This window comes from Streptomyces yerevanensis, from assembly GCF_000716805.1.
Lineage (GTDB): Bacteria > Actinomycetota > Actinomycetes > Streptomycetales > Streptomycetaceae > Streptomyces > Streptomyces flaveus.
In genome coordinates, this window is the sequence record NZ_JNWJ01000027.1 from 84,796 (window position 1) to 101,784 (window position 16,989).

Consider the following 16,989-nt stretch of genomic DNA (forward strand, 5'->3'; position numbering starts at 1 on the left):
GTGCCTGGCTGGGCTGTTGGTCCAGCGAAAACGCGTCACCCGGAGAAGATGAGGTGAGGAACTTCCTTCGCGCGTTGGCTGGCTTCATTGACGGCAACGCGCCAGTAGGCCCCAGAGGTCCGGTGCTGACCGAATATTTTTTCCAGGTGGGCTGGAACGCATGGGGCCCTGGAACACCCAAGGCACTCCTTGAAGTGGCAGCCTCTCAGCCTCCGAACTGCGGATTCCCTTCTCGGATCCAGGACTTCCGGATGGATTGTTGAAAGAAGATTTCCACCCCGTCGAATATGAATACGTTGGCCCTGCGGAGATAAAGGAACTCGTTCGATACGGCACGGGATTTCGATTTGAATCTGCAGAAGAGCTCGAATGTTTCCTCACCTCTCGTGATCGTGACGAACTGAGCGAGCCCTTCACGTTTATCGCTTTTTTCATTTGAGTCAGCCCATCAAAAAGGATAGAAAACCGCATGTCGTTCGGTCCTCCACCCCCCAATTCTGGGCCTCCCACACCGCCTCCGTGGACCCCGCCAACCGAGATCGAGCAGGCGCTCTTCGAGGCCAAGGGACGGGGCGACTGGCCGGCGTACTTCGATACGCTCGCGCGGAATCGGGTGTACTTCGAGATACGGCGGGACAAGGCAGACACCATGCCGAGCGGTACGTATCCCGCGTTCGGTCGTGATACTCGGACCGGAGGCCCGATCTGGGCGGTGTACACCGAGGGGATGCTTCCCGCTCCGGAGCCGCACCGGGTGTTCGCCTGGAACGACCTCGGCTGGTTCGCCCGCGAGTGGGCGCCCACCGATCCTCCGATGATCGTGGTCAACCCCGGTAGTCCGTGCGAAGCGTTCCTGCCCTCGGCGCCCCCGCACTCCGCGGCTTGGGCTCAGCATTCGGAGCGGGTGGGGGTTCTCTCGTACACGCCGGGCCTGCGTACCCTCCGCGTCGGCGGCCCTCTGCAAGGCCCCGTGGCTCACGGACTGGCCTGCGGCGCTCTGCTTTTCGTCCGGGACGGTTTCCCCTGGAACGCCATGGCTTATCACGGCCGGGGCTATCGCGGAGAGCGCAAGACACTTCGACAATCGTGGGGCGTCACCGATTCTGCGGAATGGCAGTACCAGCAACGCACTCTTCTGGCACTCGATGGCGCCAACCCGGTATGGGAGTTCGCACTCAGCCTGCGCCGTGCCATCGCCCGTGACTTCGGAGGCTACATAGACACCTCCTACTGGCGGGATGCGGCCGCCAAAGTCCTGCGTCACCGTGATTCCGGCGAGATCGTGGTCACTCCAGACGGTGTCACCAAGGCCGATCCTCGCCCAGAGGCGGAGACCGAGGCTCGTATCAAGGGCGTGCAGCATCTCATCGGCAGGATCACCCGTTACGAGGCGCGTTTCCGGGCCGACGGCATCCTCGACGAGAACCGGTATGTCACCTCTGTCGACGCCTGGGATCTGGGCCGGGCTTCGGGCATGGCCCGGTGGGGTCTTGGCGCGCGCTACTGCGACCTGAAGGAAGCCGAGTCCGCGGTCATCGAGGCAGGCCGGGCCGCAGCTCGCTCCTACCGCTCCTGGCAGGACTTCTCCGCCGGCTACATCCTCGGGCGCTGTCTCCATTTCGACGACGAGGAGTTCGGGGAATGGTACGAGGACATGGTCTCGGCTCATCGGATTCTGATGTCCGAGCCTGGGAGTCCGTGGCTCAACATTCCGTTCAAGTAGGGCAAGCCCATGGGGGCGATGGCCAGTTCGAACCACACCACCTTCCAGCCGGTGGTTAGAGAGCGGGTACGGAGGGAGTAGTGGCAGGGCCCCTGGGGCGTACGGGGTTTGAGGTACGGCGCGTACGCGGCTGAGGTTGGCGCGTGCGGAGCTGGGGGTTGGGGCGTACGGAGCCAAGGTCGGCGCGTATGGCGGCTTCGGGCGGATGAGAGGGGTCGAGCGAGAGGTCTTGACAAGTTTATTGGTCTGGACCAGCTTGTACGGCCAGCGGTGGCCACCGTTCCCACTCAACTCCCCCCACCGGAGGCCGAAATGAACCGCGTACCAGGCATGCCCGGATCCACCGGATCCAGACGACGGCGGTGGGCGCGAGCCCTGGCCGCCGTGCTGACCGGGTCCGTTCTCACCTTCGTCGCCCTGGCCGCCCAAGCGCCGGCGGCGGAGCGAGACGCCGCCGCCCTGCCCAAGCACGCCGTGACCGGGTACTGGCAGAACTTCAACAACGGCGCGACAGTCCAGAAGCTCTCCGACGTCCAGGCCCAGTACGACATCATCGCGGTCGCCTTCGCGGACGCCACCTCGACGCCGGGCGCCGTGACCTTCAACCTCGACTCGGCCGGGCTCGGCGGCTACACCGTCGACCAGTTCAAGGCCGACATCAAGGCCAAGCAGGCCGAGGGCAAGAAGGTGATCGTCTCGGTCGGGGGCGAACGCGGCACCGTCTCAGTCAGCGACTCCGCATCCGCCACGAACTTCGCGAACTCGGTCCACTCGCTGATGCAGGAGTACGGCTTCGACGGCGTCGACATCGACCTGGAGAACGGGCTGAACGCCACGTACATGACGCAGGCGCTCCGCTCCCTGTCCTCGAAGGCGGGCGCGTCGCTGGTCATCACGATGGCGCCGCAGACGATCGACATGCAGTCGACGTCGAACGGCTACTTCCAGACGGCCCTGAACATCAAGGACATCCTCACGGTCGTCAACATGCAGTACTACAACAGCGGTTCCATGCTGGGCTGCGACGGCAAGGTGTACAGCCAGGGGTCTGTGGACTTCCTTACGGCGCTGGCCTGCATCCAGTTGGAGGGCGGCCTGGCTCCGTCCCAGGTGGGCCTCGGCCTTCCCGCCTCCTCCAGCGGTGCGGGCAGCGGCTACGTTCCCCCGTCCGTGGTGAACAACGCCCTGGACTGCCTGGCCAAGGGCACGAACTGCGGCTCCTTCAAGCCGCCGAGGACCTACCCCGACCTGCGCGGTGCGATGACCTGGTCGACCAACTGGGATGCAGCGGCGGGCAATGCGTGGTCCAACGCGGTGGGGCCGCACGTGCACGCGCTGCCCTGACAGTTCCCTGGCGGGTTGCCCCCCGCCTGGACCCGAGCCCGGCGGCAATACGGCCCGCATACGCGAGCAACCGCCGGGCTTCCAGGTGATGAGACGGAGGGTGTCCTGGCGAGGCCAGTCCAGGGGAGGGAGGGGTGTGCGCCCGGAAATGTGACAGTGAGGGGGCGATCTGTCACATTCGCGGAACTACCTCCGGGTGGGTAGCCGCCATACAGCACGTGCGTGGACGCGGAGCCTCCGGCTGCTCGACTCAGCCCTCACCACGCGCTCTCATTCGCGGTCAGCGGCCAGTTCGAACCACACCACCTTCCAGCCGGGCGTTCGGGAGCGGTTGGGGAGCGGGTAGCGGCCCCAGCAGTCCGCCAAGGCTTCCACCAGGTACAGGCCCCGGCCGAAGTCCTCGTCGGGGGTGCAGGGCAGTGGGGCGGGGAGTTCTGGGTGGTCGTCCATGACTCCGATACGTACGACTCCGGCGCGGGTGCGGAGTCTGACGGCTACCGGGCCGTCGGAGTGTTTCACCGAGTTCGAGACCAGTTCCGAGGTCAACAGCTCTGCCGTGTCGGCCAGTTCGAGGGAGTAGTTGTAGTCGAGGAGGGCCGTGCGGATCGTGCGGCGGGCGATGCGTGGGGCTCGGGAGTTGTTGGTCAGGTGGAGGTGGCATTCCCAGGTGGCGGTGGGGATGAGGGCTGGGGGTGGGGTGACTTCGGGCATGCGGGAACTCCGTTCCGGGTGAGATGGGGTGAGGTGAAGGGGGTGGTGGCAGTCGGTGGCCTGTCGCGGGCATGCATCCGCGATGCGCTTCCAACTGCCGTGGGTAGCATTTGCGTTACTGAATGTACTGAAGTTGGGGGCTAATTTGGCCCCTCCTGGTGGAAGTTACGCCCAATCGTGGTTCAGTCGAACGCGCAAGCGGCAGACTGCACACGACCGCTCGCGGAAGGAACGGCATGGCAGCGAGGACGTCTCCCACGGAGCGCCAGAGGCGGCTGGGGGCGGAGGTGCGCAGGATGCGCACCTCCGCAGGGATCTCCGCGGAGTACGCGGCGGGACTGCTCGGTGTGGACCGAGGCAAGATCTCCCACATCGAGTCCGGAGTGCGCGCGATCAGCCCGGAACGGTTGCGCACCCTCGCCTGCAACTGCGACTGCCGGGACGAGGGATACGTCGAGGCACTGGCCGAGATGGCTCAGCCCGGCCAACGGGGCTGGTGGGACAAGTACCGCGGGTCACTCCCCCAAGGGCTGCTGGACATCGCCGAGTTGGAAGCGCACGCCGTCCGGATGCGGGCTGCATACTCCATGCACATCCCTGGCCTCCTCCAGACCTCCGACCACGCGTTCGCCATCTTCCGGGTTGTCATCCCACAGCTGCCGGAGCATGAGGTCGCCCTGCGCCTGGCTCACCGCGTGGAGCGCCAGCACGTACTGGACGGCGACAATCCGCCCGAGTTCGTCGCCATCGTGCACGAGGCCGCGCTGAGGATGAGGTTCGGTGGGCGGGAGGTGGCTCGGGCCCAGCTCGACCATCTGCTGAAGAAGTCCGAGCAGCCCAACATCACGCTGCTGGTCATCCCGTTCGAGGCGGGGGCGTTCCCCGGCGCGGGGCAGACCGTGCTGTACGCGGAAGGGCCGGTGCCGAAGCTCGACACGGTGCAGATCGACAACTCGCACGGGCCCGACTTCCTGCACGCGGACACACAATTGGCGAAGTACCGTGCCCACTTGGACTGGATGGAACGCATCGCTCTGTCGCCGAAGGCGTCACGCGACTACATCCGCGACATCGCCAACAGCCTTTGAGGAGAAGCCCGATGGATCACATCACCTGGGAAGAGCCCTTCTGCGGTGAGGGAAACTCCTGCTTCCGCCTCGGCATCGACGACCGGGACAACGCCTACATCGCCATAGCCGGCGCCGAAGACGCGTACCTCACCGACACCCGCGAAGCGCTCCGCACCCTCATCCGCGACATCAAGGCGGGCAAGGCCGACCACCTCCTCTGAGGGTTCCGGTAGGCCGTAGTTGCCGGGAGGGGCGGACTCGGCCCGCAGCCGTCAGCGTCAGGTGTACGAGATAGGGCTGGGCCCCGGACAGGCGGAGGCGCTGCATGTGTACGGGGGTGAAGTGGTGCCGGATGGCGGTGGTCAGATCCTCGCGGTCGGGGAGGAGGAGTACGGCTGTGCCCTCGGGGGCGAGGACGCGGCGCAGTTCCGTCCACCAGCGGGAAGGGGCGGTGGCGAGCAGGCCGCGGGCGTGAGCCTGGGTGCCCCAGGGCGGGTTGCACAGGACGCGGTCGATGGAGTCGTCGGGGAGGGGTAGGCGGCCGGCGTCGGACCGGCGGATGGTGACGGGCAGCTCACCGGCGTTGGCGCGGGCCGCGGTGACCGCGTCCGCGGACAGGTCGAAGCCGTGGAAGCGGGCGTCGGGTTGGGCGAGTACCGCCTCGATCAGCAGGGTGCCGGCGCCGCAGCACGGGTCGAGGACGGCGTGGCCGGGGCGGATGTCGGCCAGCGTGGCCATGGCGGCGGCGAGCGGCGGGTGCAGGGTGCCCGGGATGGTGCGCTGCTTGTACGCGCGGCGGTGCAACGGTCGGTCGTCGACCCGCAGCATGAGCGTGGCCCGTGTGCCGTCCAGGGTCAGCCGCCAGCCACAGCTGCCCGGCGGGGGCGCGGTCCCCGTACGCCGGGAGTGATAGGGGACGCCGAGCCGTCGCGCCAGGGCCTGGCCGACGACGTCCTCGGCGTCGTACCGGGTGAGCGTGCGCCTGCCGAGGAAGGAGGCTGAGACGTCGATGCCGGTGATCCCCCGGGCCGACGCTGTCGCGCTGTGACGGAGGGAGCTGTGACGGAGGGACAGGAGGTGGTCGGTGTCGGCGAGACGGGCGAGTTCGGTGAGTTCGTGCAGGCGCTGTCGCGTTGTTCCGATGTCGGGGCGCTGGGCGGCGAGCAGGAACACGTCGTCGGCGGTGCGCAGCGGTGGCGTGGGCCGGTGCGAGCGGAAATGGACTTCGCGGTGGCGTAGATCGGTGACGGCGCCGAGCCCGGACCCGAGAACCTCGGAGGCGACCACGGCCTCCAGGCCGCGGAGGCAGCGCGCCACGAGGGGCGTGTGCATGGTGTTGTTCTTCTTCCACGTCAGCACTCGGGGCAGCGCTCCGCTGCCCCGCCTCGTCGGCGACGGGGGGATCCTCGCTTCGCCGACGGTGCCTAGCGGAGGTGGAAGAAGTACGTCATGGGTGAAAGTCTAACTGCCCTGCGATCCTGGTGACTTCGAGAGGGAACCGCGACTGCGGACGGAGTTGCGGGTTGGCACACGATCGCAGCCGCACGGCGGGGCGCAGGCCACACAGCGGCGCGGGGAGTCGGCCCCCCGCGCCGACTCCCCGCGCCCAGCCCCCGCCCGCGGCACTCGACGACGGAGCCGCAATGGCCGGCGAGGTCGTCAGGACGGCAGCGGCACCGCTCGGGCGTACGATCCCTCAGAATCCGGACGGACGCGGAACATTCGTGCTGATGTTGCCGTACACGGAATTGTCGCCGTAAGCGACCCTGATGAAGATGTTCGAGCTCCGGCCGCTGAAGCTCGCGGTCCTCGTCGTCCAGACGCCGTCGCACTCCTTGACCCGCTTGCTGTTCCCGGTGTCGGACGCGATGACATTCGCGTAGCCGCACACTCCGTCCGTACTGGAATCGAGCAACTGGAACTTCACCGTCTGCCAGTAGGCGCCGTCAATGATGTTCTTTCCCCAGGTCACCGTGCAGTTCCGCGTCTTGGCGTGGACATTTCCGTTCCTGTCGTCCACGTGCAACGACTCGCAGGCGACGGTCTTGGTGCGGTCGCCGTCGTCGGCGGCGGCCGGAGCCGGCGCGACCGCCGCCCCCATGAGCGTCGCGGCCACTGCCAGTCCGGAGACGCCGACGGCCTTCCTCCGGGATGTCGACATCGGGCGTACAGACATTGGTTTCCCCTTCTGAGTCATTTGCGTGCTGCGGAGCTTCGCCGTGGTGGTCGTTTTTCCTGATCTCACGGCTTGCCGGCACACCGCTTCGCGGGCGGGCCCCTCGATCGCCTGCGCGCTTCGCACGTCACACATCGTGGACGGAGGCCCTGTGTGAAAACCTTGTCGATGTCTTGTCGCGGTTGTATGGACCTGCTGTGATGACCTTGCTCGATGTCGGCGGGCCTTGAACGGACAGATGCCATGGTGGAGTTACGGCTGCTGGGCCCGGTGGAACTGCGGGTGGCAGGCCAGGCGGTGCAGCTCGGGCCACCTTTGCGGCGGGCCTTCTTCGCCGTCCTCGCGGCCGAGGCCGACCGCTCGGTTTCCGCCGAGACGCTGATCCACCGAGTCTGGGGCGAGGATCCGCCGATGGAGGCCCGCGCCTCGCTCTACTCGCACGTCAGCCGTCTTCGCCGTGTCCTGGCCGATGCGGCCACCACTGTGGACCCCGGCGAGGAGGACGACGGCACACCGCCGCAGTTGCTGCGCCTGGCTGGCGGCTATCTGCTGCAGGTCGCGCCGGACCGAGTCGACCTGCACCACTACCGGCAGTTGTCCGAGCAGGCGCGCGACCCTGCCCTCACCGACGTGGCGCGAGCCGCGCTGCTGTTCCAAGCTCTCGGGCTGTGGCGTGGCGAACCACTGGCGGGAGTCCCCGGCCCGTGGGCGGCGCGCACCCGCGAGAGCTGGACGCAGCGGCGCATCGACACTTTCGTGGACTGGGCGAACGCGACGACCCGGTCGGGCAGCCCGGGCCTGGTGCTCGACCGGCTGCCCGATCTGGTGGCCGAGCACCCGCTGGTCGAGCCCCTGGTGACCGCGCTGATGCGGGCTCTGCAGGCGGTCGGCCGCGGCTCGGAGGCGCTGGCCTGCTACGCCGGATTGCGGGAGCGGCTGGCCGAGGAACTCGGCACCGACCCCGGGCCTGAGGCACAGCAGGTTCACCAGGAAGTACTGCGCGGCCATCACGCCACCCCGCATCAGCCGACCGGAGACACCCGGCCGACAGGAGACACCGACGGGCCCCGGACACCGGAGCACCCCGCGACGCCGGTCGTCGCCGGTGCGCCGCCGGCCACCGGCACGGACACCGGCACGGTCCCGGCCCCCCAGGCCGTCCCACGGCAACTCCCCGCCGGAGTCCTGGGGTTCGTCGGCCGGGAAAGCCATCTCAAACAGCTCGATGCGCTGCTTCCCCCACAGGACGACGAGGCAGCGGGAGCCACGGGCGTGATCACGGTGATGTCCGGTACGGCCGGTGTGGGCAAGACGGCCCTGGCCGTGCACTGGGCCCATGGGATGCGCGACCGGTTTCCGGACGGGCAGTTGTACGTCGACCTCAGCGGCTTCGGGCCCACCGCACCGTTGCGACCGGTCGACGTCCTGGGCCGGTTCCTGCGCGCACTGGGCGTGCCGACGGAACAGGTGCCGGCCGAGCAGGAGGAGGCCGCGGCGCTGTACCGCTCCCTGCTGGCAGGCAAGCGCATGCTGGTCCTCCTCGACAACGCGGCCAGTGCGGACCAGGTACGGCCGTTGCGGCCCGCGGCCCCCGGCTGCCTGGCGGTGGTCACCAGCCGCGATCGGTTGAGCGGTCTGGTGGCGCGTGACGGAGCCCGGTCGCTCGTCCTGGATGTGCTGACCGACGCGGAGGCACACGACCTGCTGGCCCAGATGCTGGGCGAGGAGCGTGCCCGGTCCGACACGGAGGCCGCGGCGTGGCTTGTCGAGTGGTGCGGCAGACTGCCCCTCGCCCTGCGGATCGCGGCCTCTGATGTGGCGGGCCGGGACAACCTCGGTCTGGCTCGGTACGCGGCCGAGCTGAAAGACACCGACCGGCTCGGATCGCTGGCTGTGGACGGCGACGCGCAGTCCGCCGTACGTACGGCCTTCGACCACTCGTACCGTGCTCTGCCGCCGGAGGCCCGGCGGATGTTCCGGCTGACCGCGTCCGCCCCCGCCCCGGACGTGACCGCCGACGCGGCCGCCGCCCTCGCGGGCGTGACGCCGCGGCAGGCCCACGAGGTGCTGGCCCGGCTGACGGCGGCGAGCCTCGTGCACCAGCAGTCGCCCGGCCGGTATGCGTTCCACGACCTGGTGCGCCTGTACGGCACCGAATGTGCCGAGGAGGAGAGCCCGGCCGACCGTGCCGAAGCGACGAGCCGCCTTCACAGGTACTACCTCGCCACGGTGACCGCCGCCTCACAGTTGCTTTATCCGGACAAACTGCGTCTGCCGGCCGATGCCGTAGGTGCGGCGGGCAGTACCGAGTCCGTACCGCAGCAGGTCGCCACCGTGCTGAACGACGAGTCCGCGGCTCTGGGCTGGCTCAACGCCGAACAGCCCAACATGCGTTCGGTCATCGAGGACGCCGCCCGGCATGGCTCCCGGAAGACCGCGTGGCTGCTCGCCGACAGGCTGCGCGGCTTCTTCTGGCTCGGGTCCCACGCTTCCGACTGGCTGGCGGTGGCGCAGGCCGGCCTGGCTGCCGCACGGGCCGACGGCAATGCATGGGCCGAGGGCGCGGCCCGGCTCAGTCTCGGGGACGCCTGTATGCGACAAGGCCGGTTCGGCAGTGCGCTGGAGCACTACACAGGTGCGCTGGCCTGCACCCAGAGCGTGGGATGGCGGGACGGGCAGGCAGCCGTCCTCAGCAACCTCGCCGGCGTGCACTGGGAACAGGGCCGTCCCCGCCAGGCGACCGATCACCTCACCCGAGCCCTGGTGATCAACGTCGAGACCGGCCGGGTCGCCGGACAGGCCACCATCCTGGGAAACCTCGGCGTCCTGTGCCGGGAACTCGGACAGCTGGACCGGTCCGCGGAATACCACAGGCAGGCCCTCGCCCTCGACGAGAGGATCGGCTCCGCCGTGACCGCGGCCATCGACGTGGCCAATCTCGCCGAGGCGATCTGCCTGCAGGGACACCTCGCCGAGGCAGAGGACGGCTTGCTACGGGCTCTGCACCTGCACCGGGAACTCGGTGACCGGGATACCGAGAGCTACACGCTGTGCGTCCTGGCCCGGCTCCAGGGTGACCTGGACCGCCCTCGTCAGTCCCTCGACACCGCACGGACCGCGCTCGCTCTCGCCCGGGAGAACGACCACACACGGCATGAGGTGGACGCTCTGAACGCCTTGGCGAGCGCCCATCTGTTGCTCGTCGATCACGGAAGGGCTCTGAGCCACTACGAGCAGGCGCTGCGGATCCTGCGGGAAACCGGTCAGGACCACTGCCACGCGGCGGTCGAGAGCCTCGTCGGACTGGCGGACACTCACCACCGCACCGGCCGCGGACCATCGGCCGCGGAACTGGCCCACCGCGCTCTCCACACGAGCCGCCGCACCGGATATCGGCTCTTGGAAGGCCAGGCTCTCACCGTCCTCGCCGGCATCGCGCTCGTCGGCGGTGCGCCGTCCCAGGCCGCCGAACACGCCCGCCGCGCAGTGGAAGTTCACCGTGCCACCGGGCATCGCATGGGCCGGGTTCAGGCTCTGCACCAGCTCGCCAGGGCGGTACAGCAGACGCACGGGTACACCGCGGCCCTTTCCCTGAAGCGCGAGGCGGAGGCGATCCACCTGCGGATGAGAGCACGGTGACGCCCGGCCCGCATGGGCCACCCGCTTCCGGCACCAGAAGACGGATCCTCGTACCGTGCACACCTCGACTGGATGGAGCGCATCGCCCTGTCACCGGAGACCTCGCGCGACTTCATCCGCGACATCAAGGCAGGCAAGGCCGACCACCTCCTCTGACGGCCTGCTAGGCCTGTATCGAAGGCAGCCGGGTGTACGGCCTGTTCCATCGTTGGCGACGGGGCAGTTTCTGACGAAGCGTCACCATCCAGCCGCAGGACGGTCGTTCGGCGACCCAACCACCGGGGCGAGTGCCCCCACCCGTTCTCGTCGGCGGGCCTCACGGTATGGTGCGTGATTGAGGGTTCAAGATCATTTACCGAGCCCCGGATGCTTTGCCGGACCATGCCGTACCGGCACTCGGGACCTGCACGGCATCCGCCCCCACAGCCAGGAACTCGTTCAGAAACACCTTTCTGGAGACACACCTGATGAAGCTCGCCAGACGTCTCGTCCTCACCACCACAGCTCTCGCCGCCGTGACCGCCGGCACGCTCTTCAGCGCGACGATCGGCCAGGCCACAACCTCGAAGCCCGCCGGCGCCGATACCGCCGCCCCCACCACGCCGAAGGTCCCCGACTCACTGAAGGTCCCTGATGGCAACCGGCTCACCGGTGTCTTCTCCGCCAAGGGTGTCCAGGTCTACACCTGCACCGACGGCGCCTGGAAGCTCCTGGAACCCGCCGCCACCCTCTCGGCCAAGAACGACAAATCCCACCGCCCCATCGCCCTCCATTCCCGCGGCCCCGTCTGGGTGTCCACGGTAGACGGCAGCGCGGTCAACGCCGCCGCCCTCGCCACCTCCCCCAAACCCGGCACCATCCCCGAACTCCTCCTGCAGTCCACCGCCACGCGCGGCACCGGGGTCTTCGCCGGCGTCTCCTACATCCAGCGCCTCAGCACCCAGGGCGGCGTCGCCCCCACCACCGCCTGCACGGGCACCGAGCAGGTCAGCGTCCCCTACTCCGCCATCTACACCTTCTACAAGCCCGCCAAGTGATGCGGTAAGCGGTAAGCAGTAAGAAGCAACGGCAGGGGCCCCTCGGGACGATCTCGAGGGGCCCCTGCCGTGCAGTGCACCGGGCAGGATGCGAATGACGGCCTGCGCCCACGGCCCGTTCGGAAACGGTGAAACATTTCCTGGGGTCCACCGCATCAATGAGGTGAGGGCGGTACGGGGAAAACACCAGGGGCTCACGGGGGACGTAGGCATGAGACAGAGGGGCGAGGACGGCTACACCGAGTTCGCTGCGGCGCGGGCCGGGCATCTCTACCGGTCGGCCTGTCTGCTCACCGGCGGCGACACCCATCTCGCCGAGGATCTCGTGCAGGAGACCCTCGGGCGGCTGTACGTCAACTGGCGGCGGGTGTCGCGCGTCGGTAATCCCGCGGGGTACGCGCAGACCGTCCTCACCCGTACGTTCCTCGCCCACCAGCGGCGGCGCAGCAGTACCGAACGTGCCACGGACCTCCTTCCCGACCTGCCCGATCCACACAGCGCCACCGCCGACACGCCGCTGCGGCTGACCCTCGTGGAGGCGCTGGGGAGGCTGTCCGCCAAGGACCGGGCCGTGGTCGTCCTGCGGTACTGGGAGGACCGCAGCATCGAGGAGACCGCCGACGCGATGAACGTCAGCTCGGCCGCCGTACGCACCCGCTGCGTACGGGCCCTCGGCCGGCTGCGGGTGCTCCTCGGCGACGGCCTCAGCGAGTACGCGGCCCGCTGAACGGCCACCGCGACCCAGCTCGACTCCCATTCCAACGACTTCCAACGACCTTGCAGAGACGGTGGTTTGCCATGCCCGCTGAAGATCACGAAAGCCACGACGTCGACACCGACCTTTTCGAGGACCGGCTCGGCCTCGCCATGCGCCAGGCCGGCGGCTCCTTCGAGACCGACCGGAGTGGCCTCGTCGCCGCCGGAGCGGTACGCGGTCGCAGGCTCCTGCTGCGGCGCCGGGCCGCCGTCGTGGGAGGCGTGGCCGCCGTCGTCCTCGTGGGGGCGGGCGGGACGCTGCTCGTGCCCTGGGGCGGTGCGGGCGACGGGCGGCAGTCCGTGGCCGCCACTAGCCCGACCCCGACCTCGACCCCTCCTGCCGAGAGCGACGGGCGGCAGTCCGTGGCCGCCACTAGCCCGACCCCGACCCCGCCCCCTCCCGCCGAGAACGACGGCAAGACCTCTGACGCCGAGCCACCCGAGCCACCGGAGACCACCCCGAGCACCCCTCCGGGTGCCGACGGTTCCTCGATCGGGCAGACGCTCACCTCTCTGCTCCCCAAGAACTTCGACGTCGTCTCGTATGGCGGTCAGGCCAACGATTACGCGTACGTCGTGGTCGACGACGGGAAGGGAGAGAGTCTGGTCCAGATCAACATGCAGCCCGATATGTCGGATTTCGAGGACCAGCTCTTTGGGCCCGCCGCGGAGATCCTGCCCGATGGCACGAAGGTCGCCACGAGCCAGGGTCCGGGCGAGAAGGGTGTCGCGGGCGCCGTCATGTGGACCGTCGACACCATCAGGCCCGATGGCCGGCGCGTGGTCGTCAGCGCCTTCAACTCCGGCTCACAGCGCGACGACCCGACCCGCGAGACACCCGCGCTCACCATGCAGCAGCTCAGGGAGATCGCCACGAGTACTAAGTGGCTACAGCTCGGGTAAGCACCCCGCGCCTGATGAGCGCGTCAGAAGAACTCCGACCAAGGCTGGTCCCAGATCTGCTTCACGCACAGGACGATGAAGAGCAGGCCCGCGATCACCAGCATGGCGTTGCTGAGCGGGCCGTTGCGCCATTCCCTCGGTGTGCGGGAGGAGTTGAGGAGCCAGACCAGGGTGAGGGCGAGGAAGGGGAGGAAGGCCGCGCCGAGGACTCCGTACAGGATGATCAGGCGGAAGGGCTGGCCCTCGAACAGCAGGATCATCGGCGGGAAGGTCAGCCACAGCAGGTACGCACGGAAGGGCCAGGACTTCTCGCGGGCGCCGGACGCCACCTCCTCGCCGGAGCCGGACCCGGACGCCACCGCGTCGCCCGTCACCGCGCGGCGCGCCCGGTAGCGCTCCACGAAGTCCGCGAACATCAGGCTGACGCCGTGCCAGACGCCGATCAGCGAGGTGAACGACGTGGCGAAGAAGCCGATGAGGAAGAACTTCGACGTCGCCGTGCCGTACTCGTCCTCCAGGATGTCGCCGAGCTGGATGAGGCCCTTGTCGCCGCTCGCGATGGCGATGTTCGAGGCGTGGAGGAGTTCCGCGCCGACGAAGAGCATGGAGATGACGAAGATGCCGGTCGTGGCGTACGCGACGCGGTTGTCGAGGCGCATCACCTTCATCCAGCCGGTGTTGGTCCAGCCCTTCGCGTTGACCCAGTAGCCGTACGCGGCAAGGGTGATGGTGCCGCCGACGCCGCCGACCAGGCCGAGGGTGTTGAGGATGGAGTCCTTCTCGTCGGGAAGGACGGGGAGCAGGCCCGCGAAGGCGTCGCCGAGGTTCGGGGTGACGCGGATCGCCAGGTACACCGTCACCACGAACATGACGCCGACCAGCACCGTCATGACCTTCTCGAAGACGGCGTACTTGTTGAACCAGACGAAGACCAGGCCCACCAAACCGGTGAGGATGGCCCACCACTTGAGGTCCATGACGTCCGGGAAGAGCGCCTGGAGTGGCAGGCCCGAGGATGACATGGCCGCTGCGCCGTAGACGAAGCCCCAGATCACGACGTAGACGACGAAGAACCACGTCGTCCAGCGGCCGAGGCTCTCCCAGCCGTCGAACAGGGTGCGACCGGTGGACAGATGCCAGCGGCCCGCCGCCTCGGCCAGGGAGATCTTGACGAGACAGCCGAGGATGGCGGCCCACAGGAGGGTGTAGCCGAAGTTCGAGCCGGCGATGAGGGTCGCGACGAGGTCGCCCGCGCCGACGCCGGTGGCGGCGACCACGATGCCGGGGCCGATGTATTTCCAACTGGATTTACGGGGGCTGGAGTTGGCCTCGCCCGACGCCGCTTCCCCTGAGTTTCCCGCCGTCTTGCCGGTGTTTCCCGTGGTGTCCGCCATGCCGATCAAGAAAGCGCAAAGCGGGCGATGGCACAAGGGGGCGTGCGTGTATGCGCGTTCGACCTTCGCCTGGTCTTGACCCGGTCATGCCAGACCTTCACGATGAGCGCCACACCCGCACAGACGTCGCACTGATCCACCCCCCGCTCCAACCCCCCACTTTCCGGAGACCCCGGAAGTCCTGGAGAATCTAGGAGACTCAATGCGGCTACGCACCAGAGGCAGGCGCACCGCCTTCCTCGGCACCCTCCTCGCGCTCGCCCTCGCGGCACCCATCACCGCCACGACGACCAGCGCGTCCGGAGCGCCCGGCACGGCCCCGGTGGCCGCGTCCGAGGCCGACCGCGAGATCCGCCAGTACGAGGTCCACATGCACTCGGACTCCAAGTCCCGTACGGCACTTCAGAAGTCCGGCGTGACGGTGGACGACTCCGACGACCACACCGTGTTCATCTCCGGCCGCGCGGACCAGGTCAAGAAGCTGCGGCAACTCGGCTACGAGGTCACGCTGCTCGGCGCCGCACCCGACCGGTCGCGCGGCGAGGAGGACGTACGGCCCCTCGACTTCCCCTCCGCCGACTCGCGCTATCACAACTACGCCGAGATGAACACGGAGATCAGCCAGCGCCTCTCGGCGTACCCGAACATCATGAGCAGGCGCGTGATCGGGAAGTCGTACCAGGGCCGGGACATCGTCGCCATCAAGATCAGCGACAACGTCGCGACCGACGAGTCCGAGCCCGAAGTCCTGATGACCCACCATCAGCACGCGCGCGAGCACCTCACCGTCGAGATGGCCCTCTACCTGATACGCGAACTGGGCGCCGGTTACGGCTCCGACCAGCGCATCACGAACATGGTCAACAACCGCGAGATCTGGATCCTCCCCGACCTCAACCCGGACGGCGGCGAGTACGACATCGCGACCGGGCAGTACCGCTCCTGGCGCAAGAACCGGCAGCCCAACAGCGGTTCCTCGTACGTCGGTACGGACCTGAACCGCAACTGGGCCTATCGGTGGGGCTGTTGCGGCGGTTCGTCCGGTTCGACGTCCTCCGACACCTACCGGGGTCCGGCCGCCGAGTCCGCGCCCGAGGTGAAGGTCGTCGCCGACTTCGTACGCAGCCGGGTCGTCGGCGGTACGCAGCAGATCAAGGCGGGCATCGACTTCCACACGTACAGCGAGCTGGTGCTGTGGCCCTTCGGCTACACGAACGCGGACACGACCACCGGCATGACGGCCGACGACCGCAACGCCTTCGCCACGGTCGGCGGGAAGATGGCCGCCAGCAACGGCTACACGGCCGAGCAGTCCAGCGACCTCTACATCACGGACGGCTCGATCGACGACTGGCTGTGGGGCGATCAGAAGATCTTCGGCTACACCTTCGAGATGTACCCGGGGTCCGCGTCGGGCGGCGGTTTCTACCCGCCCGACGAGGTCATCGAGCGCGAGACGTCCCGCAACCGGGACGCGGTGCTCCAACTGCTGGAGAACGCGGACTGTATGTACCGGTCCATAGGCAAGGAGGAGCAGTACTGCTGACGGGCTGGTGTTGTGAGTGAGGGTGCGCCCCGGCTCGGCCCGGGGCGCACCCTCACTCATGCACTCATGAAGTACGCGGTTAGTCCTGGAAGTACGCGTCCAGGACCTCGTCCAGCTCCGTCTCCCACTCCTTGACCTTGGCGCGGGACGGGATGCGGAGCTCGACCGGGTACCAGCGGCGTTCGGGGGTGTGCACCGTGATGGTGTACCAGCGGCCGAAGCGCGAGGTCTCCGACTCGACCGCGCCGATCTCGTCCCAGCGGAACTCGGCCTCGTGGTCGTCCAGGCGCAGTCGTACGCCGCGGTGGTCGGCGGTGATCTTCGCGCGGTAGTCGGAGGCCTCGAAGACGGGGCCGTCGGCGGAGGGCTCCTCCGAGTCGTCCGACTCCGCCTCGGCTGCCTCCTCCGGCTCCTCCGACTCCGACTCGGCGGTCTCCTTCGCCTCGTCCGAAGTGTCCGCCTCGTCGGACTTTGCCGGGACGTCCTTGTCGGAGGCGTCGGCGGCCTGCTCGGCGGCCGTTTCCGTCTCCTCGGAGGCGGTCTCCTCGACCGGGTCCTTGGCGTCCTTCGGGTCCTTGGGATCGGCAGGGCGCGGGCCCGTGATGCCGGGGACGAACGCCGGGTCGGCTGCCGCGCCTTGCAGGGGCTGGATGCTGGGTCCTATGCGCTGCTCCACGGTGGGCAGTATGG

At 68.3% G+C, this 16,989-nt stretch carries 15 protein-coding genes; 10 read left to right on the forward strand and 5 right to left on the reverse strand.

What is annotated here, in order from left to right; all coding sequences use genetic code 11:
- Positions 1–727: 727 nt before the first annotated feature.
- Positions 728–1,723 carry a DUF1266 domain-containing protein gene (locus tag OP79_RS26890; RefSeq protein WP_245685462.1) on the forward strand — a complete coding sequence of 332 codons (996 nt, stop codon included), beginning with the start codon at positions 728–730 and terminating at the stop codon, positions 1,721–1,723.
- Between the two features lie 312 nt (positions 1,724–2,035).
- A complete protein-coding gene (locus OP79_RS26895; RefSeq protein ID WP_078492028.1) occupies positions 2,036–3,067 on the forward strand; it encodes a glycosyl hydrolase family 18 protein in 1,032 nt (343 codons plus the stop codon).
- Positions 3,068–3,337: 270 nt separating this feature from the next.
- Here OP79_RS26895 and OP79_RS26900 read toward each other — a convergent pair whose 3' ends face one another.
- Positions 3,338–3,778: an ATP-binding protein gene (locus OP79_RS26900; protein ID WP_033323652.1), complete on the reverse strand. Its 441-nt coding sequence runs from the start codon at positions 3,776–3,778 to the stop codon at positions 3,338–3,340.
- Positions 3,779–4,014: 236 nt separating this feature from the next.
- Between OP79_RS26900 and OP79_RS26905 the strand changes: the two genes are divergently transcribed.
- Both OP79_RS26905 and OP79_RS26910 read left to right on the forward strand, forming a co-directional pair.
- Entirely contained in the window at positions 4,015–4,866 is an 852-nt protein-coding gene (locus OP79_RS26905; RefSeq protein ID WP_033323653.1) for a helix-turn-helix domain-containing protein, read from the forward strand.
- Between the two features lie 11 nt (positions 4,867–4,877).
- A complete protein-coding gene (locus tag OP79_RS26910; RefSeq protein ID WP_033323654.1) occupies positions 4,878–5,069 on the forward strand; it encodes a hypothetical protein in 192 nt (63 codons plus the stop codon).
- Here the strand turns inward: OP79_RS26910 and OP79_RS26915 are convergent.
- Both OP79_RS26915 and OP79_RS26920 read right to left on the reverse strand, forming a co-directional pair.
- Positions 5,038–6,180 carry a methyltransferase domain-containing protein gene (locus OP79_RS26915; RefSeq protein ID WP_078492037.1) on the reverse strand — a complete coding sequence of 381 codons (1,143 nt, stop codon included), beginning with the start codon at positions 6,178–6,180 and terminating at the stop codon, positions 5,038–5,040. The two genes, OP79_RS26910 and OP79_RS26915, sit on opposite strands and share 32 nt — an antisense overlap.
- A 364-nt stretch (positions 6,181–6,544) precedes the next feature.
- On the reverse strand, positions 6,545–7,024 hold the full coding sequence (locus OP79_RS26920) for a hypothetical protein (RefSeq protein WP_157857369.1): 480 nt from the start codon (positions 7,022–7,024) through the stop codon (positions 6,545–6,547).
- A 243-nt stretch (positions 7,025–7,267) separates the two neighbouring features.
- Here OP79_RS26920 and OP79_RS26925 point away from each other — a divergent pair, with 243 nt between their 5' ends.
- The 5 genes from OP79_RS26925 (at position 7,268) to OP79_RS26940 (ending at position 13,359) form a co-directional block, all read left to right on the forward strand.
- Positions 7,268–10,663 (forward strand): AfsR/SARP family transcriptional regulator, encoded by a 3,396-nt coding sequence (locus tag OP79_RS26925; protein WP_051744951.1) that lies wholly within the window; start codon positions 7,268–7,270, stop codon positions 10,661–10,663.
- A 12-nt stretch (positions 10,664–10,675) separates the two neighbouring features.
- Positions 10,676–10,819, forward strand: coding sequence for a hypothetical protein (locus OP79_RS55385; RefSeq protein ID WP_157857370.1), 144 nt, complete (start codon positions 10,676–10,678; stop codon positions 10,817–10,819).
- Positions 10,820–11,130: 311 nt separating this feature from the next.
- Entirely contained in the window at positions 11,131–11,700 is a 570-nt protein-coding gene (locus OP79_RS26930) for a DUF3455 domain-containing protein (protein WP_033323656.1), read from the forward strand.
- A gap of 211 nt (positions 11,701–11,911) precedes the next feature.
- Complete coding sequence (locus OP79_RS26935) at positions 11,912–12,427, forward strand: SigE family RNA polymerase sigma factor (protein ID WP_033323657.1); 516 nt, start codon at positions 11,912–11,914, stop codon at positions 12,425–12,427.
- 71 nt (positions 12,428–12,498) lie between these two features.
- Positions 12,499–13,359, forward strand: coding sequence for a hypothetical protein (locus OP79_RS26940; RefSeq protein WP_033323658.1), 861 nt, complete (start codon positions 12,499–12,501; stop codon positions 13,357–13,359).
- Positions 13,360–13,382: 23 nt separating this feature from the next.
- On the opposite strand, the gene OP79_RS26945 is transcribed toward OP79_RS26940, so the two are convergent.
- The gene (locus OP79_RS26945; RefSeq protein WP_033323659.1) at positions 13,383–14,753 is read right to left on the reverse strand and encodes an Nramp family divalent metal transporter; all 1,371 of its coding nucleotides are present in this window, start codon (positions 14,751–14,753) and stop codon (positions 13,383–13,385) included.
- A gap of 202 nt (positions 14,754–14,955) precedes the next feature.
- On the opposite strand from OP79_RS26945, the gene OP79_RS26950 reads away from it, so the two are divergent.
- Positions 14,956–16,299 carry a M14 family metallopeptidase gene (locus tag OP79_RS26950; RefSeq protein ID WP_033323660.1) on the forward strand — a complete coding sequence of 448 codons (1,344 nt, stop codon included), beginning with the start codon at positions 14,956–14,958 and terminating at the stop codon, positions 16,297–16,299.
- A 79-nt stretch (positions 16,300–16,378) separates the two neighbouring features.
- Here OP79_RS26950 and OP79_RS26955 read toward each other — a convergent pair whose 3' ends face one another.
- On the reverse strand, positions 16,379–16,975 hold the full coding sequence (locus OP79_RS26955) for a hypothetical protein (protein ID WP_033323806.1): 597 nt from the start codon (positions 16,973–16,975) through the stop codon (positions 16,379–16,381).
- Positions 16,976–16,989: the final 14 nt, after the last annotated feature.

Excerpts from the sequence above, each read along its gene's own strand:
- OP79_RS26935 (WP_033323657.1), top strand. The coding sequence starts at position 11,912 with ATGAGACAGAGGGGCGAGGACGGCTACACCGAGTTCGCTGCGGCGCGG.
- OP79_RS26895 (WP_078492028.1), top strand. The coding sequence starts at position 2,036 with ATGAACCGCGTACCAGGCATGCCCGGATCCACCGGATCCAGACGACGG.
- OP79_RS26940 (WP_033323658.1), top strand. The coding sequence starts at position 12,499 with ATGCCCGCTGAAGATCACGAAAGCCACGACGTCGACACCGACCTTTTC.
- OP79_RS26905 (WP_033323653.1), top strand. The coding sequence starts at position 4,015 with ATGGCAGCGAGGACGTCTCCCACGGAGCGCCAGAGGCGGCTGGGGGCG.
- OP79_RS26925 (WP_051744951.1), top strand. The coding sequence starts at position 7,268 with ATGGTGGAGTTACGGCTGCTGGGCCCGGTGGAACTGCGGGTGGCAGGC.
- OP79_RS26915 (WP_078492037.1), bottom strand. The coding sequence starts at position 6,180 with ATGCACACGCCCCTCGTGGCGCGCTGCCTCCGCGGCCTGGAGGCCGTG.
- OP79_RS26910 (WP_033323654.1), top strand. The coding sequence starts at position 4,878 with ATGGATCACATCACCTGGGAAGAGCCCTTCTGCGGTGAGGGAAACTCC.
- OP79_RS26950 (WP_033323660.1), top strand. The coding sequence starts at position 14,956 with ATGCGGCTACGCACCAGAGGCAGGCGCACCGCCTTCCTCGGCACCCTC.
- OP79_RS26945 (WP_033323659.1), bottom strand. The coding sequence starts at position 14,753 with ATGGCGGACACCACGGGAAACACCGGCAAGACGGCGGGAAACTCAGGG.
- OP79_RS26930 (WP_033323656.1), top strand. The coding sequence starts at position 11,131 with ATGAAGCTCGCCAGACGTCTCGTCCTCACCACCACAGCTCTCGCCGCC.
- OP79_RS55385 (WP_157857370.1), top strand. The coding sequence starts at position 10,676 with ATGGGCCACCCGCTTCCGGCACCAGAAGACGGATCCTCGTACCGTGCA.
- OP79_RS26900 (WP_033323652.1), bottom strand. The coding sequence starts at position 3,778 with ATGCCCGAAGTCACCCCACCCCCAGCCCTCATCCCCACCGCCACCTGG.
- OP79_RS26920 (WP_157857369.1), bottom strand. The coding sequence starts at position 7,024 with ATGTCTGTACGCCCGATGTCGACATCCCGGAGGAAGGCCGTCGGCGTC.
- OP79_RS26890 (WP_245685462.1), top strand. The coding sequence starts at position 728 with ATGCTTCCCGCTCCGGAGCCGCACCGGGTGTTCGCCTGGAACGACCTC.